This is a genomic window from Candidatus Baltobacteraceae bacterium, assembly GCA_036559195.1.
Taxonomy (GTDB): domain Bacteria; phylum Vulcanimicrobiota; class Vulcanimicrobiia; order Vulcanimicrobiales; family Vulcanimicrobiaceae; genus JALYTZ01.
The window spans coordinates 1-23,520 of record DATBTN010000070.1; the positions used below are offsets into that span (position 1 = coordinate 1).

Consider the following 23,520-nt stretch of genomic DNA (forward strand, 5'->3'; position numbering starts at 1 on the left):
GGAGCATCGTCGCACCGACGGCGGGTACGACCGCCAGGTTCGCCAGCACCGCGTAAGGCGAGAACGTGTTGAAGATTGCCGCCGTCAACGGCCACGTTCCCAACTGCGTCGCGATCGTGAGCGTAACGCCTTCGCGGACGCCTTCGGGGAGCGAGGCGATCGGCCGCAGCACCTCGCCGATCGGATCCGCCCAAGCGGCGATCGCAACGATGCACGAGAACGAGAGCGCGAACGACGCTCCTGGGATTGCGAGCGGATCGCAGAGCCCCACCACGAGTGCCGCCGCCGCGATGGCGTTAAACGAAAGCGTCTTCGCACCGTACGCTCGCGCTGCGAGTGCGAACGAAAGCATCGTGGCCGCGCGCATCGCCGGCACGTGCATTCCGCTCGCAAGCGCATAGAACCACACGCAGAGGATCGTGCCGGCGCACGCGCCAACCCGCGAAACGCGCAGCGCGCCGAGTAACGCCAGAACGAGTCCGCCCACGACGCCGAGATGCAGCCCGGCCGTCACCAAAACGTGTACGGTTCCCGTCTCTTGGAATTCGGCGCGCAGATCGGGCGCCAGCGAACCGCGGTCGCCCCAGAGTTCGCCCGCGAGAATCGACGCTGCGGGTTCCTCGAGTCGCGCCCGCAGCGCCGCTCCCGCCCACGCATGCAGGCGCGCGACTTCGATTGCCACGGTGGCGCGGGCCGGTGGAAGAAGCGCGAGTAGCCGAGCGCCGGCGATGCGTCCGGCGGCGCCGCGATCGCGCTCGAGGTTGCGCTCGCTTGGCTCCTGTGGATTGCGCGCGTCGTCGAACGGTTCGACGCGTCCGCGCAGCAGTACGTGAGCCGCGATCGCCGGAACGAACCCCGATGCGCTTACCAGGAGAGTGGGCCCGTCGTCGAGCGCGCAGAGAAACGAACTCGTGCCGCTTTGCGCCTGCACATCGCCTACAACCGTACAGCGGATGCGCGTCGTGCGGTCGGGCTCGACCGTCGCGGCGGTCGCGAGGTGACCCCACGCGCTCGCGGCACCCGCGACCAGGGCGACGACAAGCACCACGCGAAAGCGGGCAGACCCATCGTGCGCGCGTGCGGCGACGAGCAGAAACGCCGCCAATCCCAAGCACGCTACGGCCCGTTGTTCGGATAACAGTGGTTGGACTGCGGCGGCACCGAGAAGTGCGGCCGCTGCGATGGCGACCAGTGGCCAACGTTCCATCGCTCCACCGACTGCGACGGCGCGAGCGGACGGCAAGATCGAACTCTGAAGTATTCCGGAAGGAAAGAGACTGCGTGCGCATCATCGTCACCGGCGGCGCCGGATTTATCGGATCACATATCGTCGACGCGTATCTCGCCGAGGGGCACGAAGTGCTCGTGCTCGATTCGCTATGGGAACACGGCGGCGGTCGCCGTCAGAACGTGCCCGAGCGCGCGAACTTCATTCACCTGGATATCCGCGATGCCAACATCACGCGCGTCTTTACGGAGTTCAAACCGGAGATCGTTTCGCACCACGCCGCGCAGCATAGCGTGGCGATCGGTTCGCGCGACCCGATCTTCGACGCGCAAGTCAACGTGGTCGGGCTGCTCAACGTGCTCGACAACTGCGTGAAGGCCGGCGTCCGAAAAGTGATCTTCGCATCGAGCGGCGCGACCTTCGGTTCGCCCGAGAAGCTGCCGATCGACGAGCGGACGCCGCAGCGTCCGACATCGCCCTACGGCATCACGAAGATGGTAGCCGAACACTATCTGCGCTTTTATAAGAGCGAACACGGGCTCGATTTTACGGCGCTGCGCTATGGCAACGTGTACGGCCCCCGGCAGGATCCCAACGGGGAGGCCGGCGTGATCTCCATCTTTATCGGCAAGTTTTTGGCAAAGCAAGGCATCCGGATCGACTGGGACGGCGAGCAGACGCGAGACTACGTCTTCGTGCGCGACGTCGCGCTCGCCAACGTGCTGGCGCTCGAGCGCGGTGCCGGAACGTGCTACTGCATCGGCACGAACCGTCGAACGAGCGTAAACGAGATCTACGCATCGCTCGTCGATATCACCGGTTTCGAAGCGCCGATCGCGCGCGGCCCGAAACGCGCCGGCGACGCACGCGACGCCCAGTTCGATCCGTCGCTCGCGGCGGCGGAGCTGGGCTGGAAACCCGTCACCGCACTCCTCGACGGAATGCGCGCGACCTACGACTTCTTTAAGGGGCGAATGCCCGTCGCTTAACCGACGACGAGATTGAGCAGTTTATCCGCCACGAAAATACGCTTGCGGATCGCTTTGCCGTCGAGTTGCGCCCGCACCGGAGCGTGCGTCATGGCGAGATCGAAAGCCGCTTCTTCGGTGGTGCCGGGCGCCACCGTCAGGCGCGCGCGAATCTTTCCGTTGACTTGTACGACGAGGGTCAACTCGTCGACGGCGAGCGCGCGATCGTCGGGTTGAAGATACCGTTCGAGGTGGACGGACTGCGAATGTCCCATTCGCTCCCAGAGTTCTTCGGCGATGTGCGGCGCGAAGGGTGCGATCACGAGCGGTAGCGCGTGCACCGCGTAGGCCAGCGCCGGCGAGTCGGGCGTTTTTTGGGCCAGGCCCGTCAGCGCGTTGACGTATTCGTCGAGGCGGGCGATCGTGGCGTTAAAGTGCAGGCGGCGCGAGAGCGTTTCGTCGATCGCGGATTTCGCCGCAACGTGCACGGCGCGCAGCAGCTCTTTCTCCTCGGCCGAATCGACGTGCGGAAGCTCGGTAAGCGGCGTGGCTGCGGCGCGCTCGAGATGCGGCTCGCACGCGCGCCACACGCGATTGACGAAGCGCACGCGTCCGCTGATGCCTTCTTCGCTCCATTCGCCGGTATCCTCGGGCGGCGTGACGTAGAGCAAAAACAAACGCATCGCATCGATGCCGTTACGTTCGGCCGCCTCGTCGATCCCAACGACGTTGCCGCGCGATTTCGACATCTTCTCTCCGTTGGAGAGGATGAATCCCTGATGGAACAACCGCGTGAACGGTTCGTTCGGGCCGCTCACCCAGCCGCGGTCGTGAAAGAATTTATAGAAGAAACGCGAGTACAGCAAATGCAGCACGGCGTGCTCGGCCCCGCCGATGTATTGATCGACCGGCATCCAGCGATCGGCGGCTTCGCGCGACCAGGGCGCGTTTTCGTTATGCGGATCGAGATAGCGCAGATAGTACCACGACGATTCGAAAAACGTGTCCATCGTGTCGCTCTCGCGCGTCGCCGGTCCGCCGCAGCGCGGACAGGTGGTCGTCATAAACTGCGGATCGCGCGCGAGCGGCGAGCCTTCGCCGGTGATCGGCACGTCGGGCGGTAAGACGACGGGTAACCGATCGTCGGGAACCGGAACTTCGCCGTCGGTCGCGCAGTAGACGATGGGAATGGGTGTGCCCCAGTAGCGTTGACGCGAGACGAGCCAGTCACGCAGGCGAAAATTCTTGGTCTTTTCACCGAGACCGAGCGCGTGCAGCCGCTCCGCAATCGCCGCGCGCGCGCGTTCGCTCGACATGCCGGTGAAGTCGCCGCTCGCGATCAAGCGGCCATCTTCGAGGTACGCGGTCTCGAGTGGAACCGACGGCTGCGTTCCCGGCGCGACGATGACTTGCGCGATTGCCAAGCCGTGCTTGCGCGCGAACTCGAAGTCGCGCTGATCGTGTGCCGGCACGCCCATTACCGCGCCGGTTCCGTACTCGGCGAGCACGTAGTTGGTGACCCAAATCGGCACGCGTTCGTGCGAGAGCGGATTGACGGCGAACGCGCCCGTGAAGACCCCGGCCTTTTCCATCAAGCTCGTGCGTTCGAGTTCGGATTTCGAACGCAGGCTATCGACGAAGCCTTCGACCGCCGCTCGATGCTCGCCGGTAACGATTCGGGCCACGACGGGGTGCTCGGGCGCTACGGCGAGATACGTCGCGCCGTAGACGGTGTCCACGCGCGTGGTGAAGACGCCGATCCGTTCTTCTGAATTCTCGACGGCGAAACGAAACTGCGCGCCCTCGCTGCGTCCGATCCAATTGCGCTGCATCGTCTTGGTGCGCTCGGGCCAGCCGTCCTGCGATTCGGCGTCGTCGAGCAGCCGGTCCGCGTAGTCGGTGATCTTCAGGAACCATTGCGAGAGGTTGCGCCGCTCGACGGCGTGTCCGCACCGCCAGCACTTGCCGTCTACGACTTGTTCGTTGGCTAAAACCGTTTGGTCGTGCGGGCACCAGTTGACCGGCGCTTCGCGCTTGTACGCAAGACCCTGCTCGTACAGCCGTAAGAAGAGCCATTGATTCCATCGATAGTATGCCGGCTCGTACGTCGCGATCTCGCGCGACCAATCGTAACTCGTGCCCATGAGCCGAATCTGGCGCTGCATGTTCGCGATGTTCTCGCGCGTCCATACGTTGGGATCGATGCCGCGCTGGATTGCGGCGTTCTCCGCGGGCAACCCGAATGCGTCCCAGCCCATCGGATGCAGCACGTTGTAGCCGAGCATGCGATGCATGCGCGCGACCGCGTCGCCGATCGAATAGTTCTTCGCATGTCCGACGTGAAGATCGCCCGACGGGTACGGGAGCATCTCGAGCACGTAGTACTTCTCGCGCGCGTCGTCTTCGGAGGCGCGATAAATCGCGCGCTCTTCCCAGCGCTGCTGCCATTTGCGTTCGACGGATCGGAAATCGTATATCTCAGCCATATCGTGCAGTGGGTTGCAATACCGGGCGCGTCCGCCCAACCCTTTCCTGCGCGGCACGATCGCGTGAAAGCAACGGTATGACACGCATACTTCTCATCGGCGCCGGTATCGTATTTGCCGCGATCGCGATCTGGCATCGACCGCCGCACGGCGGCGCGCTCGCCTTAGCGCAAAGCACGAGCCCTCGGGCGCCGGCCGCCGCGATGCGTCGGCACGGTGCGGCGACTCGGGGCGGGCCTCTGGTGGTCTACGTGGTGGGGGCGGTCGCGCATCCGGGCCTCTACGCGCTTGCCGATGGGGCCCGCGCCGCGGAGGCCGTCCGGCGCGCGGGCGGGTTGTTACCCGCGGCCGACCCCATGGCCATCAATCTCGCGGAACGCCTCAGCGACGGCGAAGAGCTAGCGGTTGTGCGTCTCGGCGAGATCGTACCGGCTCGCGCGCGCGCACCTTCTCGCACGCGCCAACGCCGCTCGCGTTCCGTCACCCACACCGCGCCGGCGGCGCCGATCGAATTGAACGCGGCCGACGCCGCGAGCCTGGAGCGGTTGCCGGGCATCGGTCCGACGCTGGCGGCGCGCATCGTCGCCTACCGCGAGTTGAACGGACCCTTCGGTTCGCTCGACGAGCTTGCCGACGTGGCCGGCATGACCGACCGGCGCATCGAACAGGTCTCCCCTTTTCTTCTCGTGCATTGATAAAAGTGCAAGGGTACGATAAAAGTCGCGCGAATTGCGGCGGGAGATGCAAAGCGAGCAACGGCCCGACCGCGCGACGCTGCCCGCGATCATTCGGCATGCGCTCGCCCAGAGTCGCAGCGACGTTCTCGTCGAGCGCGGCGGCGAAGCGTGGGCGGGGATTTCGAGCGAGCGGCTTCTCGAACGCGTAGAGAACCTCGCTTGCGCCATTCGCGACGCCGGTTTAGCGGCCGGCGATCGGGTCGCGCTCGTCTCGGTCAATCGAATCGACTGGATCGTCGCGGATTTCGCGGCGCTCTTTGCGGGCTGCGTCGTCGTTCCGATCTTTCCGACGCAGGCGCTCGATCACGTACGGTTTATTCTGGAGGACTCCGACGCCAAGCTGCTCTTCGTCGACACGCCGGAGGCGGTCGCGCGCCTGCGTACGCTCGCGATGGTGCTGCCGCCGATAGTGATTTTCGATCCGGGCACCGATGAATCGCTCGCGCAGTTCGAAACCCGCGGCGCGGCGGCCCGCGCGCGACTGCCCGGCGCGCCCGCGATTTTCGAAGCGCAGCTTACGCCCGACGATCTGGCGATCTTGATCTACACCTCGGGAACCACGGGAGTTCCCAAAGGCGTGATGCTCTCCCACGACAACCTCGCGTTTACCGCGCAATCGTCGTTCGGTTACGCGTTCGAGTCGATCGAACGCAACGCCGCCGTACTCTCGGTGCTCCCGTTTTCGCACATCTACGAGCATTGCATCATCTACGGGTACATGATTGCGGGCGTGCGCCACCACATCTCGCACTCCGCCGACGAGTTGCTCGCCGACTTACGCCACGTGCGTCCCTACGCGATGACCGCCGTTCCCCGCATCTTCGAACGCATGCTCGCGGGCATCATGGGCAAGGCACTCGCGGCCGGCGGCGCGCGGGCGCGGCTCGTGCCGTGGGCGATTGCAGCCGGACGCGACTACATGACCGCGAAAACGCGCGGGGTGCGCCCGGGCGCGGCGCTCGCGCTGCGATACCTCCTCGCGCGCGCGCTGGTGTTGAAAAAAATTCGGCCGCTGCTGGGTTTGGATCGGCTCGCGTTTTTCGTGAGCGGAAGCGCGCCGCTGCACGTCGATACGGCGATGACGTTCTTGGGGTTCGGCGTGACCGTTCTCGAAGGGTACGGACCGACGGAATGTTCGCCGGTGGTTACCGTGAATCGATTGGAGAGCAACCGTTTCGGAACCGTTGGCCGGCCGATCCCGGGCGTCCAGATAAAACTTGCCGCCGACGGCGAGATACTCGTTCGCGGCGCCAACGTGATGCGAGGGTATTATAAGGACGCTAGCGCGACCGCCGCCGTCATGGAAGACGGCTGGTACCGGACCGGTGACGTCGGAGAGATCGACGCCGATGGCTTCCTGAAGATTACCGACCGCAAAAAAGAACTCTTCAAGACATCCGGCGGCAAATTCGTCGCGCCCGCGCGCGTTGAGAGCGCGATCAAACGCTCCGTCTCTATCGCTCAGGTCTTGCTCGTGGGCGACGGACGCCCGCATCCCGCCGCCCTGATCGCTCCGGATTGGCCGCTCGTGCGAGCCGAACTCGGGCTCGACGCTGCGCTGCCGGTTGACGAACTGGCAAAACGCCCCGACGTCGTTGCATTTTTAACCAACGAGGTTCGCAAGGCGACCGCCGATTTGGCCACCTTCGAACAAGTTCGGCGCATCGTCGTGCTGCCGCACGAATTGACGGTCGAAGCCGGGGAGCTTTCCCCGACGCTAAAAGTCAAACGGCGCGTCGTCGAGGAACGCTACAAGGCCGAAATCGAACGCGCCTATGCCGCGTCCGTGCCCCGAAACGAGGGCGCATGAGCCATCGCGTAGACGAGGTCCTCAAGGGCCCGATCAAGAGCAAGACCGTCTTCCCGGTGCTGATCCTGCACCTGGTCGCCGTGCAGCCGGATCACGGTTACGGGCTCATGCAGCGCATCGACGCGCTCTGCGGCGGGTTGATCGCGGTAAACACGAACAAGATCTATCCGCTGTTGCGGCGCCTCGAAGAGCGAGGCTTTCTTTCTGCAACGTGGGATCATCCCACGAAGCGCTCGCGCCGAATCTATTCGATCACGCCGGAGGGGCAGGCTCGGCTCGCGCGGATCAAAGACGGCATGCTGCCGTATCTCGAGACGATCGTCACCGCCGTAAGCGCGCTCAAATACGAGCTCTATGGGAGCGCGTAATGCGGCGCTCCTGCGGGGAGCTTTATGCCGTTTCTAAACCTCGTGCATCTGCGCGACGCGCTCTGCGTAACCTGCGCGGCGCCGATCGCCGACGCGGGATCGCGCTCGTTCATCGTCGATGCCGGCGGCGATCCGATCTACTTCGCGACCGAAGATCCGCCGGCGGAGATGGTCGTCGAACTCGTCTGCCCGAACGCGCACGCAAGCGTTCTGCACGTTCCCAATGAAATCTCGGCCGAAGAAGCGTTGATGACGCCCGACGACGCGCCGATCGGCCGCGATGCAACGCTGACGAGCGGCACGACGGAATCGGGCAAGGATCTTCCGTAACGACGCCTTCACGCGTTCGCATGCCAGAAAAGTGGCCGGAAGGGGGAAGCCCCAAAAAACGCGATGTAAGGTCTATGAAGCTCGTGCGTTTCTCCGCTGCCACCATGGCAGCGCTCTTTGCGTTTACCGCCGCCGGGTCGGCCGCACCGGCGATTCGCGGGTTCTCGGGCGCGAAGCTCGCGGCGGAACTCGCAGGCGAACGAATCGTTGACGGCTCTCCTTCGGAAACGCAGGCCACGCGCGACGAGATGGGACTCGCCTCATACGTGCACCGTATGGGACAGCCGGGCGATCTGCGCTCGGCCAAATACGTGCAAACGCAACTCGCCGCCGCGGGTTGGGACGCCAAACTCGTCGAGTACGTGGTTCCGCTGGCCGTTCCGTACGAGCAAGTTCTGACGCTGTTGGCGCCGCACCGGCGCGCGATCGATCTCTACGAGCCCGCAGTACCCGGCGATCCGTATTCGCGCGATCACAAAGCGATCGGTATACCGTACTCCGGATACAGCCGCGACGGCGACGTCACCGGCCGCATCATCTACGCGAATCGCGCGACGCCTGCGGACTTTAAAACGCTCGCCGCCTTGCATGTGGACGTACGCGGCGCGATAATTCTCGCGCGCGGCGGCGGCGGTTCGCTCACCGGCAAAGCCTTCGAATCGGCCAAACACGGCGCGAAGGCGGTGTTGGTTTTCAGCGATCCGAGCAGCGGCGGCTATTGGAACGGGGAGACATATCCGCGCGGGCCGTGGCGTTCGCCGGGCGCGGCGATGCGCAACACAATGACGTTCACCAACGATCCGGGCGATCCGACGGCGATCGGTATTCCGGTTCCGGGCGCGCCGCATAAACCGTTCTCGGCGATCAAACTGCCGTCGATCCCCGAGATGCCGATCACCGCCAACGTCGCGCGCGAACTCTTGCGCGTGCTCGGCGGTCCCACGGGTCCCGTTGACTGGCACCCCGGCTTCGCGTTTCCGCTGCACCTGGGCGGCGTCGCGCGCGCGCATTTCGTTTTGAAATCGAAGCGGTGGTTCGGTCCGATGTGGGATGTGATTGCGACGATGCGCGGCCGGGATCCAAAACAACTCGTCGTCGTCGGCGGCCACCGCGATGCCTGGACGTACGGCGCGGTCGATCCGATCAGCGGAACAGTCGATCTCCTGCAGCTCGGCCGGGCCTTCGGCAAACTCAAAAAAACGGGATGGGTCCCGCAGCGCAGCATCGTTATCGGCTCCTGGGACGGCGAAGAGCTCAATCTTTTCGGCAGCGATGAATGGGTCGCGCAGCACGAAGCGGAGTTGCGCGCGGGCTGCGTTGCCTATATGAACACCGACGAAGTGGCGTTCGGGCCGCGCTTCGGCGCCTATGCGACGCCCGATCTCTACGGCATGCTGCGCGACGCCGCCACCGCGGTGCGCGCGCCCGACGGGCGAATGCTCGATGCGTATTGGCACGATCAGGATTCCAAGCGCGCCGTCGAGGCCATCGGCGGCGGCAGCGACCACGAGCCGTTCGTCTATCACGAGAACCTGCCGGGCGCGGGCGCCGGTTTTGGCGGCCCGTTCGGTACCTATCACTCGGCGTACGACGATCCGTCTTCGCTGCGCTTGTTCGATCCGGGCATGCATCGCGCGGCTTCGATCGCTCGTTACACCTCGGTCGTGGTGATGCGTTTGGCCGACGCAACCTATCCGGATCTACGTCTGGGCGATGTGGCGCAGACGCTGGCCGATCGGATCGCGATCTTTGCAAAGGCGACGGATGCTCCGGCGCGTCGCGCCACGGTCGCCGCCGACCTGGGCGCGCAATCGGCCGCGTTCGTAACCGCCGCTAAAGCGCTCGACGCGCGCGCCGACGCCGATCTCGCGCGCGGCGACGCCGCCGCCGCGGCGGCGGACTATGGAAGCCTGCGCGCGGCCGAGGGCGCGTTCTACGATGCATCCACCGCGAAATGGCAGCGAAGCCTGTTGTACGATGTATCGGGATACGCATCGACCACGCTTCCCACACTCGAAACGACGCTCGACGCATCCGGCGGCGACGCCGCCCTGCGCCAACTCGACGATGCTTTCAAAGCCGCGACGCAAGCGGCGTCTCAGGGAGAATCGCACACGTGAAAAAATTCCTCGTCTCTTTGCTCCTAGCGTCGCTTGCGGGAATGGTGATTCCCGTCGGCGCCGCCGCCGCGGCATCGAAAGCGCCGCCCAAGGCGGCCGTGGCGGCGACGCCCGAGCCGTCGCCGGCCGACGAAACGCCCGACGCCGTAACGGAACACTCGGTTACCGTCGACGGTCGCGCGATTGCGTATACCGCCCGCGCCGGCACGATCACGCTGCGCAACGAGAAGGACGAACCGACCGCGCGCGTCTTTTACACGGCCAACACCGTCGCCGGCGATCCGACGTCGCGACCCGTGACGTTCATTTACAACGGCGGCCCCGGCAGCTCCACGATGTGGCTGCGCATGGGATCGTTCGGACCGGTTCGCGTGCTCGCATCGGACGGTAAGCCCTCGGGACCGCCGCCGTACCGCATCGTCGACAACCAGTATACGCTGCTCGACAAAAGCGATTTGGTCTTCATCGACATGCCCGACAGCGGCTTCGGACGCATCGTCGGCGCCGGCACGCCGAAAACGTTCTTCGGCGTCGATCAAGACGTGGCGGCCTTCGGTCAATTCATTCAACGGTACATCACCAAATTCGATCGCTGGAATTCGCCCAAGTTCATATTTGGAGAAAGCTACGGCACGACGCGCTCGGCCGCGCTCTCCGATTATCTCCTCAACCACGGTATCGCGCTTAACGGCGTCGTGCTGCAATCCTCGATTCTCAACTTCGGGCTCGATTATGCCAACGGCGATCCGATCGGCGGCGGCGATTGGCCTTACGTGCTCTATCTGCCGACCGAAGCTGCGACGGCCTGGTATCACAACAAGATTCGCAACAAGCCGGCGGACCTCCCGAGCTTCCTCGCCGGCGTGCAGCAGTTTGCGATGGGCGAATATTTGAGCGCCCTCGAACGCGGCGACCGGATTAGCACGTCGGAACGCGACGACGTCGTGCGCAAGCTCAGCGGGTATCTCGGAATCCCCGAGCAGTACGTTCGCAATTCGAACCTTCGCGTGCCCTACGCGCGGTTCGAACAGGAACTGCTGCGTTCGCAAGGGGTCGTCGTGGGCCGTTTGGATGGGCGTTATCAAACCTACACGCTCGACGCGGCCGGCGACGAAGGGCCGGCTTGGGATCCCACCGATTCATCGATCGACGCTCCCTACACGACCGCGATCAATCAATACCTGCGCGCCGATCTGAAATACGCCACGGCGCTGCAGTACCGGCCGAACATCTACGACATCATCTACGCCAACGGCAGCTCGTGGGACTTCACGCACAACAAACGCGAGCCGACCAACGTCGCCCCCGACCTCGCCGAGGCGATGACGCAGAACCCCCGCCTCAAGGTCTTTTCGGCAAACGGCTATTACGATTTCGCAACGCCGTATTTTGCGACCGTCTACACGCTCAAGCACTTGAATCTCGCGCCGGCGCTGCAAAAGAACATTACCTTCGGATTTTATCAATCGGGGCACATGATCTATCTCAACGAGCCCTCGCTCGCGCAGATGAAATCGGACCTCGCTCGCTGGTACGATAGCGCCTTGGGGCGTTAGGAGAAGGCTGCACATGAAAACCGTCAAGAGACTCCTCGCCCTCGCGAGTGCCCTCGCGCTCGTCGCGGCGGCCCCGGCCGCGCACAAGAAGCCGGTGATTCCGCCGGCAACGCCGGATGCGGTAACGCATCACGTCGCTCGCGTTGCGGGCCAATCGATTCGGTATACGGCGCGCGCCGGAACGGTCACCCTGCGTAACGACAAGAACCAAATCAGCGCGCGGATGTTTTACGTGGCCTACACGAAGGACGGCAGCGATCTGGGTAAGCGCCCGGTAACGTTTTTTTATAACGGCGGCCCGGGCAGCTCGACGATCTGGCTGCACATGGCATCGTTCGCTCCCGTGCGCGTCCTCACGACCAATGCCGGATCCACGGCGCCGGCCCCGTTCCAGCTCGTTAACAACGACTACAGCTTGCTCGACAAGAGCGATCTGGTCTTTATCGACGCCCCGAATACGGGCTATAGTCGCGTCATCGGCTACGGCGAACCCAAAGATTTCATGGGCGTCGACCAGGACGCTCGCGCCTTCACGCAATTCATTGAGCGATATATCTCACAATTCGACCGCTGGAATTCTCCCAAGGTTCTTTTCGGGGAGAGCTATGGAACGACGCGCGACTGCGTGCTCGTAAATATGCTTCAAGAGGCCGGCGTCGAGATGAACGGCGTAGTTCTGCAATCGTCGATTCTGAATTTCGGTTTGGGCGGCTTGGGCGGCGGCCAGCAAATCGGCGGCGGCGACTGGGCCTACGTGACGTACCTGCCGACCGAAGCGGCGACCGCGTGGTACCATCACAAAGCGGCGAGTCACGGTCAAAGCCTCACTACGTTCTTGCGCGGCGTCGAGCAGTTCGCGAGCGGCCAATATCTCCACGATCTCGCGCAAGGCTCCGATCTCCATGGGGCCGAGTACGATTCGGTGGTTGCCAAACTTCACGAGTATCTCGGGCTCTCGACGCAGTATATCCGCGACTCGAATCTGCGCATCTCGTATCCCCGCTATATGCAGGAGCTTTTGCGCAACGGCGACCGAATCGTCGGACGCTACGACTCGCGATTCATGACCTACAATCTCGATAGCGCGGCGGATACGCCGAATTGGGACCCCTCCGACGTCGGTATCTCGGGAGCGATCGTGGGAAGTTTCAATCGATACGTTCGCGAGACGCTCGATTACCAGAGCAGCCTGCAGTATCGCCCGACCGCGTACGGCGGCCAGTTGGGTGCGAAGTGGGATTCCAAACACAACGGCGACGATCCGCCGGCCAACGTCGCGCCCGATCTGGCCGAGGCCATGACGAAGAACCCGCACCTGCAAGTCTTCTCGGCAAACGGCCGTTACGATTTCGCGACGCCGTACTACGCAACGGTCTACACGCTCGATCATTTGGGGCTGGCTCGGCCGCTGCAAAAGAATGTGACCTTCGGCTTTTACGCCTCCGGCCACATGATCTACCTCAACCCCGCGGCGCTCGTTGCGTACAAGGGCGATCTAAACCGCTGGTACGACAAGCTGCTTTCCGGCCGCTAACGCGCTCGCAGCGCCGCTAGCGTGGCGTTTAGGGTGCGCTGCAGTTTGCCAAACGCGATCGTGTCGTCGGGAGTCGGTGCGGTGTCGCCGCTTTCGACGACGGATTCGAGCGCATCGAACGAATCGGCGAGGTAGCGCAGACTCGTGAAGTCATGCGCGGGCTTGCCGACCGAGTCGTCGGGATCGTTGACGGGGACGGGGCCAGCGATCGCCTCCAGACGCGCGCGCTGCGCCGGGGTCGCGGCGCGTTTCTGCAACGCGGCCACGGTGCTCTGCGCTTGCGTTATCTGCTTCTTGATCGTTTCGATGCGGTGAGCTAACGCGTACTGCGCTCGCAGATCGCTCGCGGTCGCGCTCTCGCGCGGGTCGCGCGCGAGTAGGAGCGGCCGCACGAGCGTCTTTCCGTTCGCGCTTAGGCGCACCGTATACGCGCCGGGCGCGGCCCAGACGCCGTCGGCGTCGCGCATATCCCAGATGAAACGATGCTGGCCGGGCTCCGCCGAGGGCGGCAGCTTCGGCGTGCGCCAGAATGCCGGAACGTTCAGCTTGCGCGGGTCGACCGGCGTGACTTTGTCGGCCGACGACCACGAACGCACGGTCGCACCGCGCGCGTCGACGACCTGCAGGACCACCGGCGTCGTTACGTTGCGAACGTAGTAATCGAGCATCGCGCCGTTGGGCGGGTTCGTTCCGAGCGGCTCGTCCTTCGGCGGAACCGGCGTGCCTTCGTCGGTTCCGGGGCGGAGACGATAGGTGAGCGTCGTTCGATAGAGATAGGCGCCGCTTGCGGCGGCCCGTGCGATCTCGCGCAACGGCGTTGCATCGTCCATGATCCAGAACGCGCGTCCGTGCGTGGCGACGATGATATCGCCGTTGCGAAACGCGATGTCGCGAACGGACGCAGCCGGCAGATTCATCTGCAGCGATTGCCAATGGTTTCCGTCATCGAACGAGACGAAGACGCCGCTCTCGGTACCGGCATACAACAGATCGCGAACTTTGGGATCTTCGCGCACGACGTTGACGAAGGACCCGTTCGGAAGTCCGGCCGTAATGGCGGTCCAATGCGCGCCGCCGTCGTGCGTGCGGTAAATATACGGCTTGCGATCCTCGAGCCGGTGACGATCGACCGACGCGTAGGCGGTGGCGGCGTCGAAGTGCGATGCATCGATCGTGCCGACCTTACTCCACGGCGTGAGCGCCGGCGGCGTGACGTTCTTCCAGCGGGCGCCGCCGTCGGCCGTGCGCCAGATCAACCCGTCGTCGGTGCCGGCCCAGATCAGATTCGCATGCAGCGGCGAGGGTGCGATCGCATAGACGACGCCGCGCCGCGCGAGTCCGGTGTTGTCCTCGATCGTCGGACGATCGAGCGTCTTGGGAATCGTCAGCGTGCGTCGCGTCAGGTCCGGGCTAACGATATGCCAGGCTTTGCCACCGTTGGTGCTGCGAAAGATCTGCTGATGGCTGGCGTAGAGCGCGCGCGGATCGGCCGGCGAAAAGACGACCGGGAGCGTCCACGTGTTGCGTTCGATCGTTGCGGTTTGCGTAATCGTGGGATCCACCGTCGATTGCAAGCCGAGATCGACGTTCTCTTTATCGATCGGGTTGCTTCCGAAGATCGTGCCGGGATGCAGCGGGTCCGGCGCGACGTAGCCGCTCTCACCCGGCGCGTCGATCGGCATCCAATCGCGATAGCCGATGCCGGCGTGACGGCTGCGGCTGATGATTGCGATGCCGCCGGAATCCTGTTGCGCGCCGTAGAGCCAGTACGGAAAGCGCGTGTCCGCCGCAACGTGGTAAAACTGTCCGGTCGGCTGGTTGTACCACGAACTCCACGTCTTCGCGTCATCGACGCTCACGACGACGCCTTGATCGCTTCCCAGAATCATGCGGTCGCTGGTTGTGGGATCGATCCAGAGCGTGTGATAGTCGTCGCCGCCGGGCGCGCCCTTGATCGCCTCGAACGATTTTCCGCCGTCGGTCGAACGATACGTCGACGTGTTCATAACGTAGAGTTCGTCGGCGTTCTTCGGATCGGCGGTGATGCCGCCGAAGTACCAGCCGCGCGTCCAAATGCGGTCTTCGCCGTTAGAATGCGTCCAGGTAGTGCCGCCGTCGTCGCTGCGATAGATTCCGCCGGCCTTGGTATCGACCAACGCGTAGACGCGCGACGAGTTGGCCGGCGATATGGCGATGCCGATTCGACGCGGATGCTCGGGGAAGCCGTGTCCGGTGACGTGCGTCCACGTCTTGCCGGCGTCGGTCGTCTTGTAGAGCCCGCTGCCGGGGCCACTGCTCGGCGGATAGACGTTCCAGGGCGGCCGCCGGGTCTGCCAAAGCGACGCGAAGAGCACGTTGGAATCGCTCGGCGACATCGACAGGTCGATCGCGCCGGTGTCCTCGTCTTTGTAGAGCACTTTGCTCCAGGTTTTTCCGCCGTCGCTCGTTTTGAAAACGCCGCGCTCGGCGTTCGGCCCGTACTGATGGCCGAGCGCGGCGACGTAAACGACGTTTGCATCTTTCGGATCGACGACGATCTTGCCGATTTGCACGGTGTCGTCGAGACCGATGTGCGTCCACGTCTTGCCGCCGTCGATCGATTTATACATACCGTCGCCGGCTTGAATATCCGAACGCATGTCGGCTTCACCCGACCCGACGTAGAGCGTCTGCGGATCGCTCGGTGCGACGGCGATCGCGCCGATCGACGCGACCTTCTCCGAGTCGAAGATCGGAGTCCACGTGCGGCCGGCGTTGTCGGTGCGCCAAACGCCGCCGCCCACGGCGCCGAAATAAAACGTGCGGTCGTTGCCGGGAATGCCGGTCACCGCGAGCGCGCGGCCGCCGCGGAAGGGTCCGACCAGGCGCCAATTGAGACCCGAGTAGAGGCTTTGATCGTAGCTTTGGGCACCCGCCGGCGCGGCCGCGGCAAGAGCCAGCGGCGCGCACAACGCGAGCATCGAGACAAATACAAACAAACGTCGCATGGAAGCAAGCTTTCTCCAGATAGAAAAGGTGGCCTCGTGTTCCCACGAGGCCACCGTTCTTCAATCGTCCGGATCGGGAGCGCGCTACCAGCTGCCCCCGCCGCCGCCGTCACCCCCGCCGCCGAAGCCGCCGCCTCCGCCCCCGAGGTCGCCGAATCCGCCGCCGCCCCAATCGCCACCGGCACCCGCTCCGGGATCGGTCTGACCGGGATCGCTCTGCCAGCCGCCCGCGTCGGCCGGCGGCTGACCCTGAGCGCTCGCGTCGGCGCCGCCGAAGCCGCCCCCTAGGCCACCGCCGCCACGGAAGAGTTCGTTACCGAGAAACGCGCCGCCCAGGCCGCCGAGCAGTCCGCTCCAAAAGCCACCGCCGCCCCCGAATCCGCCGTAACCGGGACCGTACCCGCCGCCGTATCCCGGGCCGCCGGGACCACCCGGCCCGCCGGCCATCGGGCCCGGACCGTAGGAGCGTGGCCCCGAAGCCGCGCGCATGACCGAGCGAATGACGAGAAATGCGACGATCGCGATGAGGATCCACCAGAACATGCCGAGATGCACTCCTCCGGTCGTGGCCGCGCGCGCGCTTGCCGGTTGCGCGTAGGCCCCATTCCCGGGACGTTGTAGCGAGCTGAGGTGCGAGCGGTAAATATTGAGCACGTCGTTGACCGCGCTCGTGATGCCGGCATCGTAGTTGCCGGCCTTAAATTGCGAGGTCATGTCTTGCACGACGGTGGCGCTGGTGCCGGCCGTGAACCAGCCCGCGCGCGCGGCGGCACTATCCGGCAGCACGTACGCCTTACGATCGCCGCTCGCGATGTAAATGAGGGTGCCGTTGACCTGCTGCTGCGTGGCCGTACTTTGGGCAGCGGCCTGCACGCTCTGCCCCGCCGGTAAGGACGGCACGGTAACGACCACGACTTCCTTGCCGGTCTGCGCGTTGAAGCTTACCAGCCGCCCCTCGAGTTGCGAGACGACGCCTTGGCTAAAGATCCCAGCCCCGTCTTGAACGAACTGGGTCGCCGCCGCGACCGGCAGCATCGACGAGAGAACGGCAAGCGCGAGGCCGGCGACGGCGCGAAAACGTTTCATGAACAACCTCTCCAAGTCTGAGCTACTACCGGCTATGGCCCTCGAAGTTTCCCTGCAGCTCGGCCGAAGGCCGAACGCGACGGGTTCGCCGAAGGCGAACCCTAATGGGCGGTGCCGATGCTGATGAAGCCGACGCCCACGACGCTCAGGCCGAAGACGATCAGGAAAATCCAGATGAATGCCCTGAGCCAGTTTTGGCGGCGCTGGCGAGCGGTGCGCGTTTCGTGCCGCACGGGTGGGCGAACGCTCATGACGGCTGGGCCAGCCGTTCGCCGGTATCCGCCCACAGGCGCTCGAGGTTGTAAAACGCTCGCTGCTCCGGGGTGAAGACGTGTACGACGACGCCGCCCAGATCGATCAGGATCCAGTTGCCGTCGGAGTATCCCTCCACGCGCGCGACGCGGTTTCCCGATTCTTTAATCTTCTCGGATATGCTGTCGGCGATCGAACGAGTTTGGATCTTCGAGCGTCCGGTAGCGATCACGAACGTGTCGGCAATGATCGTCTTGCCGGCGATGTCTATTTCGACGAGATCTTCGGCTTTTTTGTCGAGTGCGGCGCTGCGCACGATCTCCAGAATGTCAGGCAGTGCGAACCTCCAGATCGTCGGTCGTGAGACCGAACGTGTGAGCCGCCTGCGCGGTTTGCGGCGCGGCGGGAATCCCCTTTTCTCTAAAATACCGTAGCGACGACGCAATCGTTGCGCGCATGGCTCCCGGGAGATCGACTTTCGCCAGAGCGACCAAGCGCTCGCGCTCCGGAAAGTTCCGGCCGGGTTCGAGCCCGTCGGCCAAATAGAGCACGCAGTCGAGGCCCGACATTGCCGCGGCGCCCACCGTGTGTTTCGCGATCGCCGAAAGTACGGCCGGGTCGTCGACGCCGAAGAGTTCGCGGGCGAGCGCGGCTCCAAGCGGTGCGTGCAGCACGATCGGGTTGCGACGCTCGAAATCGCCGATCGGGTGGCCGCGCCGCTCCGATTCCGCGAGGAGTCGCTCCGCGGAATAGAGGCGGGCGAGATCGTGCAGCATTCCGGCGATCCGCGCGTTCGGCGCGCTCTCGCCGTGCGCGCGCGCGATCGTCTCCGCGAGCCGAGCGACGCGAACGCAATGATCGTATCGATGCTGCTGATCCAAATGCGCGCGAACGCGCGCGCAGAGCTCCGTAAAACTCACCGCGGTTTGGTGGTGTTGATGAAGTTGACCCGGCGGAAATAGACCGATGCGACCGGCTTTCCGTCGCGCTGCGCCGGCGTGAATTGATCGTGCAGGGCCGAGGCGATGGCGATGCGGTCGAGTCGCGGATTCCCGCTCGAAACGTACGTCGTCGCAGCCGTGGCATCGCCGCGGTCGCTGACGGCGATGCGGACGAACGCGACTCCCTGGTCCGACGTGTCGTAATCGGCGGAGCCGAGTTTTTCGAGTACCGGCGCCTTGAACGGCGCGAAGGTATTCGAAAGGTCGGGCAGCAGCCCGGTGCGCGCGAACGCGACGCGGTCGCCCAAAAATACTTCGCTCAAATCGTGCGAGCGCGTTGCGTAGAGCAACGCGAGTTCGTGTGCTGGATCGAGCCGATACGCTTGCGCGAGCGCGGGCGCGCCGTTATCGGGCAACGTCGTCGTCGCGCTAAACTCAACCGGCGGGGCGAGCTTTGCAAGCGCGGTGAGTATCGGATCGCTCTTGGGAGGCGGTGCTGCGTCGATCATCTGAACCGTGCCGTCGTCGTCGGTCGTCAGACGCAAGGTACCGGCGCCCGCGGGCCACGTCCACACGGTTCCCACGTCGGTCGTGACGACCGTCGGCGGGCCGCGCCGCGCGATCGTATGCGAAACGGGCGCTCCGAGCGTTACGCCCGCGAAGACGATCGCCGCGATCATGGAACGAGCGCCGCGCGCAGAACGCGCAGGCGGTTGCGATAGAGCTCGCTCTTTAAATTGCCGGCCCACATGACGAATGCGTTCTCGTTGTTGTCGCTGTAGTAGCCCTTACGCGTCGAGACCGTCGTGAATCCGTATTTGCGATAGAGCGCTTGCGCGCCGGCGTTGCCCTCGCGCACTTCGAGGGTCATCCACGACGCGCCGCGATCGATGGCGACCTCGAGCATGTGCAGCAGCAGATACTCACCGAACTTCCGGCCTCGATACTCCGGCGTGACCGCGATCGTGGTGACGTGCGAATCTTCGAGGATCACCCAGATGCCGCCGTAAGCGACGATCCGATCGTCGATTCGGCCTACGAAATAGTGTGCGAGTTTGTTTTCGTGCAGTTCGTTGTGAAAGGCGTTCTCGGGCCACGTCGTCGCGAACGACTGCGCTTCGATGCGCATGACTTCTTTGATGTCGTGCTCCGTCATCGACGCGATCGTCAGTTCCGACGGATCGTCGCGGCCGGTGCGGCCCAGTTCGGCCTTCATAGCTTGGGAACTTTCGCGGCCGGCAATTCGCCGTAATCGGCGCGCAGGGCGTGGAGGCTTGGCGCAGGCTCGCGCCCGGCGGCAATCTGCGCCACCGCTGCCGCTGCGGGTTCGACGAGGCGGTCGATTCTGTGCACGTGAATTTGGCGTTCGCCAAGGGCGGCGAGTACGTCCTCCGGCGCGCCCAAAACCGCGAGCGATTCGCCGAAATCGCCGGCGAGCGCGTCGAGCACCGCGGCGATGTAACCGGACTCGCGCCGTTCGCCTCGCGCGGTGCGCAACCGGACGGAGACGACGCCCGTCCGGCCTTGCACGACGGTAAGCAGCGGCGGCTCGACGCGCACGTCGGCCTCGAGCGCGTCGAACGAAGAGATGCCGACGAGCGGTTTTTTCCACGCTTGGGCGAGCGACTTCGCGTAGCTGAGGGCGATGCGCAGACCCGTGAACCCGCCCGGCCCGACGCCGACGGCGATCCTAGCGAGCTGCGCGGGCGCGACCCGCGCCTGCCCGAGCGCCGTAGCGACGGCCGAGAGCCCGCCTTCGAGGGCGACGTTTCCCGTGAGGTCGACGCTTGCGAGAAGCTCGTCATCGCGGGTGACCGCGCACGAAAAACCGCCGAGCGCCCCGTCGATTCCCAAAACGATCATTGCGGGACCGCGATTCGGAGCGAGCGCGGTTCGTCGCCCTTGCCGTCGATCTCGATTTCGTAGCGGCGTGCCGGCAGGAGCGAGGGTGCGTTGCGCCACCATTCGACCAGCACGATCGAGTCGCCGGCGAAGGCCTCTTCGAGTCCGAGCTCGGTGAGTTCGGCCGGATTATCGACGCGGTAAAGATCGAGGTGGTCGATCGGCGTTTGCTCCGCGGATCGCGGGGCGTACCGATGCCAGAAGGTAAACGTCGGGCTGGTCGTCGGGTCGTCTCCGTGCAGCGCGCGCACGACGGCGCGCACGAAACTGGTCTTGCCGGCGCCGAGCGGCCCGGAGAGCCCGACGACGTCGCCGGCGCGCAGCGTGCGCGAAAAGTCGGTTGCGAAGGCGCTCAACTGAGCCTCCGTGTGAAATGTCCGTTCCATACGTTTGGCGAAAGCATGCTCCCGTGAAACTGCGTCGATTGCCCATCTTCTCACGAAGGAACGATCTATCCTGACCCCGGAGGGATCCGACCACCTCGCAGAGATCGATGCGCAGGCCGACGCGGCTCTCGTGCGGTTGCGCGAAGCGGCTCAAGCCGCGCGCGATCGTTTGGACGCCGGGCTCTTCGCCGTGCGAGACGAGCCTGCCGAACCGGCCGTGACGATCGAGCCGGCCGAGCCGAGCGAACCCGGCGAAGCCGGGAGCGGCAACCAGCCGCCCCTCGTGCAAATGGACGATCTCAACCCCGCAACTGACGACCTCTTCTAGACCGGAGCGTTTTTAAACCACGTGAACAACGACATCATCTCGCAGATCAACGTCGAAGACGAAATGCGCGAGAGTTATCTCTCGTATGCGATGTCCGTCATCGCATCGCGCGCGCTCCCCGACGTGCGCGACGGGCTCAAACCCGTGCAGCGCCGCATCCTCTATGCGATGCGCGAAATGGGCATGGAGCCGACCAAACAGCATCGCAAGTGCGCCGGTGTCGTCGGCGACGTACTCAAATCGTACCATCCGCACGGCGATTCGTCGGTTTACGACGCGCTCGTTCGCATGGCGCAGGATTTCACGCTGCGCTATCCGCTGGTCGACGGTCACGGAAACTTCGGCTCGATCGATCCGGATCGCGCGGCCGCCTATCGGTATACGGAAGCCCGCCTGGCGCGCCCGTCGGTCGAGATGCTCGCCGACATCGATAAAGAGACGGTCGCCTTCATTCCGAACTTCGATAACCAGGGCACCGAGCCGGTCGTGCTGCCCGGTAAATTGCCGCAGCTCTTGCTCAACGGCAGCAGCGGCATCGCCGTCGGAATGGCGACCAACATTCCACCGCACAATTTGAACGAAATCGCCGACGCCATCGCTGCGATCATCGACGAACCGAACATCACCGACGACGAGCTCGCGAACATCGTAAAAGGTCCGGACTTCCCGACCGGCGGCATCATCATGGGCGAGCACGCAATTCGCGAAGCCTATCGCACCGGGCGCGGATCGATCGCGATTCGCGGTAAGGCCGAGATCATCGAGGAGAACGGCAAGCACAAGATCGTGATTTCGGAGATTCCGTATCAGGTCTACAAGAACCGCATCGTCGAGGCGATCGCCGAGGCGCACGCCGAGAAGCGCATTACGGGGATCGCCCGGCTCGACGACGGTTCGAACCGTAAGGGCATGCGCGTCGTCGTCGAGCTCCAGCGCTCGGCGACTCCGAAAGTGGTACTCAACCAACTCTACAAGCACACGCCGCTGCAATCGAGTTTCGGCTTCAACATGCTGGCGCTCGTGCCCGTCGGCGAGGTTCGTCCCGACGGTACCGTCGCGCTCGAGCCGCAGGTGATGTCGCTCAAGCAGCTGCTCGAGCACCACATCGCGCATCGCAAGGACGTCATCGCTAAGCGCACGCAGTACGATCTGCGCAAAGCCGAGGAGCGCGCTCACCTGCTCGAAGGCTACCGGATCGCGCTCGACAACATCGATCAAGTCATCGAGATCGTTCGCGGCAGTCAGACGACCGACGAAGCGCGTCAGAAACTCATGGAGCGCTTCACGCTCTCCGATATTCAAGCCAACGCGATCGTCGACATGCGTCTGCGTACGCTCGTCGGTCTCGAACGGCAGAAAATCGAAGACGAGTATCGCGAGCTGCTCAAGACGATCGCCGAACTGCAGGACATCCTCGGCAGCGTTCGCCGCATTGCGGGCATCGTGAAAGCCGAGATCCTCGAAGTTAAGAAGAAGTTCGGCGACGAGCGCCGCACGCTGATCGTGCCGGCCGAAGACGAATTTTCCGTCGAGGCCCTGATCCCGCACGAAGAAGTCGTCGTGACCTACACGGTCGGCGGCTACATCAAACGCGTGACGGTCGACACGTTCAAGACCCAGAACCGCGGCGGCCGCGGCGTGATCGGCATCAGCAATCTCAAACGCGAAGATATCGTGCGAAACTTCTTCGTGACCGGCACGCACGATCACGTGCTGTTCTTCACGAATAAGGGGCGCGTCTATCGCCTGCGAGGGTTCGAAATCCCCGACACCACGCGGCAAGCGCGTGGAACGGCGCTCGTCAACCTCTTAACGCTGCCGCCGGGCGAACAGGTCTCGGCCGTCTTCCCGATCACCAACTTCGAAGGCGAGCATCACATGGTGATGGTCACCAAAAACGGCGTGATCAAGAAGACGCGACTGGCGGAGTTCTCCAACGTGCGCCGCAACGGGCTCAACGCGATCAACCTCGACGATGCCGACGAATTGCTCGCGGTCGATCTCTCCGATGGAACGCGCGACATCATTCTCGCCACGGTGGCGGGCATGGCCGTGCACTTCAACGAGAAAGACGTTCGCCCGATGGGCCGCAACGCCCGCGGCGTGAAGGCGATGACGCTCGAACGGGGCGATAACATCATCGCGATGGACGTGGTCGAAGACGATCGGAAAGAAGTGCTGCTCGTGACGAGCAAAGCCTTCGGCAAACGCACGCCCATCGAAGCGTATCGCCACACCTCGCGCGGCGGCAAGGGCGTCAAGGCGTTCGCGCGCCAGCGCGACGACATCGGCACGGTGGTCGATCAGATCCTGGTCGCGCCGGACGACCAAATCCTCATGATTACCTCCGCAAATCAGGTGATCCGCCTCAACGTTAAGGAGATTCGTCAAACCGGCCGCGACGCAAAGGGCGTAAAACTCCAGCGTCTCACCGAAGGCGACGAAGTCATCGCCCTCACCAACCTCGGCAAACAAACCGAACAACTCACCGACATAACCGG

At 64.2% G+C, this 23,520-nt stretch carries 21 protein-coding genes; 10 read left to right on the forward strand and 11 right to left on the reverse strand.

The annotated features are described in order from the left end of the window. Window positions 1-1,207: ComEC/Rec2 family competence protein (locus VIG32_11455; GenBank protein HEY8298624.1), on the reverse strand; the 1,207-nt coding region annotated here is incomplete at its 3' end. A 74-nt stretch (window positions 1,208-1,281) separates the two neighbouring features. On the opposite strand from VIG32_11455, the gene VIG32_11460 reads away from it, so the two are divergent. Next, window positions 1,282-2,217 carry an NAD-dependent epimerase/dehydratase family protein gene (locus VIG32_11460; protein HEY8298625.1) on the forward strand — a complete coding sequence of 312 codons (936 nt, stop codon included), beginning with the start codon at window positions 1,282-1,284 and terminating at the stop codon, window positions 2,215-2,217. On the opposite strand, the gene leuS is transcribed toward VIG32_11460, so the two are convergent. Then, a complete protein-coding gene (gene leuS / locus VIG32_11465; protein ID HEY8298626.1) occupies window positions 2,214-4,682 on the reverse strand; it encodes a leucine--tRNA ligase in 2,469 nt (822 codons plus the stop codon). The genes VIG32_11460 and leuS overlap by 4 nt on opposite strands. Before the next feature lie 77 nt (window positions 4,683-4,759). Here leuS and VIG32_11470 point away from each other — a divergent pair, with 77 nt between their 5' ends. The 7 genes from VIG32_11470 (at window position 4,760) to VIG32_11500 (ending at window position 13,137) form a co-directional block, all read left to right on the forward strand. Further along, complete coding sequence (locus VIG32_11470) at window positions 4,760-5,377, forward strand: helix-hairpin-helix domain-containing protein (protein HEY8298627.1); 618 nt, start codon at window positions 4,760-4,762, stop codon at window positions 5,375-5,377. A gap of 46 nt (window positions 5,378-5,423) precedes the next feature. Continuing rightward, entirely contained in the window at window positions 5,424-7,229 is a 1,806-nt protein-coding gene (locus VIG32_11475; protein HEY8298628.1) for a long-chain fatty acid--CoA ligase, read from the forward strand. Next, on the forward strand, window positions 7,226-7,597 hold the full coding sequence (locus tag VIG32_11480) for a PadR family transcriptional regulator (GenBank protein HEY8298629.1): 372 nt from the start codon (window positions 7,226-7,228) through the stop codon (window positions 7,595-7,597). The genes VIG32_11475 and VIG32_11480 overlap by 4 nt, the downstream gene beginning before the upstream one ends. Before the next feature lie 24 nt (window positions 7,598-7,621). Next, complete coding sequence (locus VIG32_11485; protein HEY8298630.1) at window positions 7,622-7,927, forward strand: hypothetical protein; 306 nt, start codon at window positions 7,622-7,624, stop codon at window positions 7,925-7,927. Between the two features lie 74 nt (window positions 7,928-8,001). After that, window positions 8,002-10,047: a M28 family peptidase gene (locus tag VIG32_11490; protein HEY8298631.1), complete on the forward strand. Its 2,046-nt coding sequence runs from the start codon at window positions 8,002-8,004 to the stop codon at window positions 10,045-10,047. Next, window positions 10,044-11,603, forward strand: coding sequence for a hypothetical protein (locus tag VIG32_11495; protein HEY8298632.1), 1,560 nt, complete (start codon window positions 10,044-10,046; stop codon window positions 11,601-11,603). The genes VIG32_11490 and VIG32_11495 overlap by 4 nt, the downstream gene beginning before the upstream one ends. 13 nt (window positions 11,604-11,616) lie before the next feature. Then, complete coding sequence (locus tag VIG32_11500; GenBank protein HEY8298633.1) at window positions 11,617-13,137, forward strand: hypothetical protein; 1,521 nt, start codon at window positions 11,617-11,619, stop codon at window positions 13,135-13,137. Here the strand turns inward: VIG32_11500 and VIG32_11505 are convergent. From VIG32_11505 to tsaE, 9 genes are all read right to left on the reverse strand, one after another. Next, entirely contained in the window at window positions 13,134-16,124 is a 2,991-nt protein-coding gene (locus tag VIG32_11505) for a hypothetical protein (protein HEY8298634.1), read from the reverse strand. The two genes, VIG32_11500 and VIG32_11505, sit on opposite strands and share 4 nt — an antisense overlap. A gap of 84 nt (window positions 16,125-16,208) precedes the next feature. Then, window positions 16,209-17,210: a TPM domain-containing protein gene (locus VIG32_11510; GenBank protein HEY8298635.1), complete on the reverse strand. Its 1,002-nt coding sequence runs from the start codon at window positions 17,208-17,210 to the stop codon at window positions 16,209-16,211. 101 nt (window positions 17,211-17,311) lie between these two features. Further along, a complete protein-coding gene (locus VIG32_11515) occupies window positions 17,312-17,461 on the reverse strand; it encodes a hypothetical protein (protein ID HEY8298636.1) in 150 nt (49 codons plus the stop codon). After that, on the reverse strand, window positions 17,458-17,778 hold the full coding sequence (rsfS, locus tag VIG32_11520) for a ribosome silencing factor (GenBank protein ID HEY8298637.1): 321 nt from the start codon (window positions 17,776-17,778) through the stop codon (window positions 17,458-17,460). Before rsfS ends, VIG32_11515 begins: the two co-directional genes overlap by 4 nt. A 13-nt stretch (window positions 17,779-17,791) precedes the next feature. Next, entirely contained in the window at window positions 17,792-18,382 is a 591-nt protein-coding gene (gene yqeK / locus VIG32_11525) for a bis(5'-nucleosyl)-tetraphosphatase (symmetrical) YqeK (protein ID HEY8298638.1), read from the reverse strand. Next, the gene (locus VIG32_11530; GenBank protein ID HEY8298639.1) at window positions 18,379-19,083 is read right to left on the reverse strand and encodes an energy transducer TonB; all 705 of its coding nucleotides are present in this window, start codon (window positions 19,081-19,083) and stop codon (window positions 18,379-18,381) included. The genes yqeK and VIG32_11530 overlap by 4 nt, the downstream gene beginning before the upstream one ends. Continuing rightward, entirely contained in the window at window positions 19,080-19,619 is a 540-nt protein-coding gene (rimI, locus tag VIG32_11535) for a ribosomal protein S18-alanine N-acetyltransferase (protein HEY8298640.1), read from the reverse strand. Before rimI ends, VIG32_11530 begins: the two co-directional genes overlap by 4 nt. Further along, entirely contained in the window at window positions 19,616-20,266 is a 651-nt protein-coding gene (gene tsaB, locus VIG32_11540) for a tRNA (adenosine(37)-N6)-threonylcarbamoyltransferase complex dimerization subunit type 1 TsaB (GenBank protein ID HEY8298641.1), read from the reverse strand. Before tsaB ends, rimI begins: the two co-directional genes overlap by 4 nt. Continuing rightward, on the reverse strand, window positions 20,263-20,691 hold the full coding sequence (gene tsaE / locus VIG32_11545; GenBank protein ID HEY8298642.1) for a tRNA (adenosine(37)-N6)-threonylcarbamoyltransferase complex ATPase subunit type 1 TsaE: 429 nt from the start codon (window positions 20,689-20,691) through the stop codon (window positions 20,263-20,265). The genes tsaB and tsaE overlap by 4 nt, the downstream gene beginning before the upstream one ends. A 130-nt stretch (window positions 20,692-20,821) precedes the next feature. On the opposite strand from tsaE, the gene VIG32_11550 reads away from it, so the two are divergent. Continuing rightward, on the forward strand, window positions 20,822-21,019 hold the full coding sequence (locus tag VIG32_11550) for a hypothetical protein (GenBank protein ID HEY8298643.1): 198 nt from the start codon (window positions 20,822-20,824) through the stop codon (window positions 21,017-21,019). Window positions 21,020-21,040: 21 nt separating this feature from the next. Beyond that, on the forward strand, window positions 21,041-23,520 hold a 2,480-nt coding region (gene gyrA / locus VIG32_11555; protein ID HEY8298644.1), incomplete at its 3' end, for a DNA gyrase subunit A.

Bases quoted from the DNA above. Each gene is read 5' to 3' on its own strand.
- VIG32_11475 (HEY8298628.1), top strand. From the start codon at position 5,424: ATGCAAAGCGAGCAACGGCCCGACCGCGCGACGCTGCCCGCGATCATT.
- VIG32_11490 (HEY8298631.1), top strand. From the start codon at position 8,002: ATGAAGCTCGTGCGTTTCTCCGCTGCCACCATGGCAGCGCTCTTTGCG.
- rimI (HEY8298640.1), bottom strand. From the start codon at position 19,619: ATGAAGGCCGAACTGGGCCGCACCGGCCGCGACGATCCGTCGGAACTG.
- VIG32_11500 (HEY8298633.1), top strand. From the start codon at position 11,617: ATGAAAACCGTCAAGAGACTCCTCGCCCTCGCGAGTGCCCTCGCGCTC.
- VIG32_11510 (HEY8298635.1), bottom strand. From the start codon at position 17,210: ATGAAACGTTTTCGCGCCGTCGCCGGCCTCGCGCTTGCCGTTCTCTCG.
- tsaE (HEY8298642.1), bottom strand. From the start codon at position 20,691: ATGGAACGGACATTTCACACGGAGGCTCAGTTGAGCGCCTTCGCAACC.
- VIG32_11470 (HEY8298627.1), top strand. From the start codon at position 4,760: ATGACACGCATACTTCTCATCGGCGCCGGTATCGTATTTGCCGCGATC.
- VIG32_11505 (HEY8298634.1), bottom strand. From the start codon at position 16,124: ATGCGACGTTTGTTTGTATTTGTCTCGATGCTCGCGTTGTGCGCGCCG.
- VIG32_11530 (HEY8298639.1), bottom strand. From the start codon at position 19,083: ATGATCGCGGCGATCGTCTTCGCGGGCGTAACGCTCGGAGCGCCCGTT.
- VIG32_11485 (HEY8298630.1), top strand. From the start codon at position 7,622: ATGCCGTTTCTAAACCTCGTGCATCTGCGCGACGCGCTCTGCGTAACC.
- tsaB (HEY8298641.1), bottom strand. From the start codon at position 20,266: ATGATCGTTTTGGGAATCGACGGGGCGCTCGGCGGTTTTTCGTGCGCG.
- VIG32_11480 (HEY8298629.1), top strand. From the start codon at position 7,226: ATGAGCCATCGCGTAGACGAGGTCCTCAAGGGCCCGATCAAGAGCAAG.
- VIG32_11515 (HEY8298636.1), bottom strand. From the start codon at position 17,461: ATGAGCGTTCGCCCACCCGTGCGGCACGAAACGCGCACCGCTCGCCAG.
- leuS (HEY8298626.1), bottom strand. From the start codon at position 4,682: ATGGCTGAGATATACGATTTCCGATCCGTCGAACGCAAATGGCAGCAG.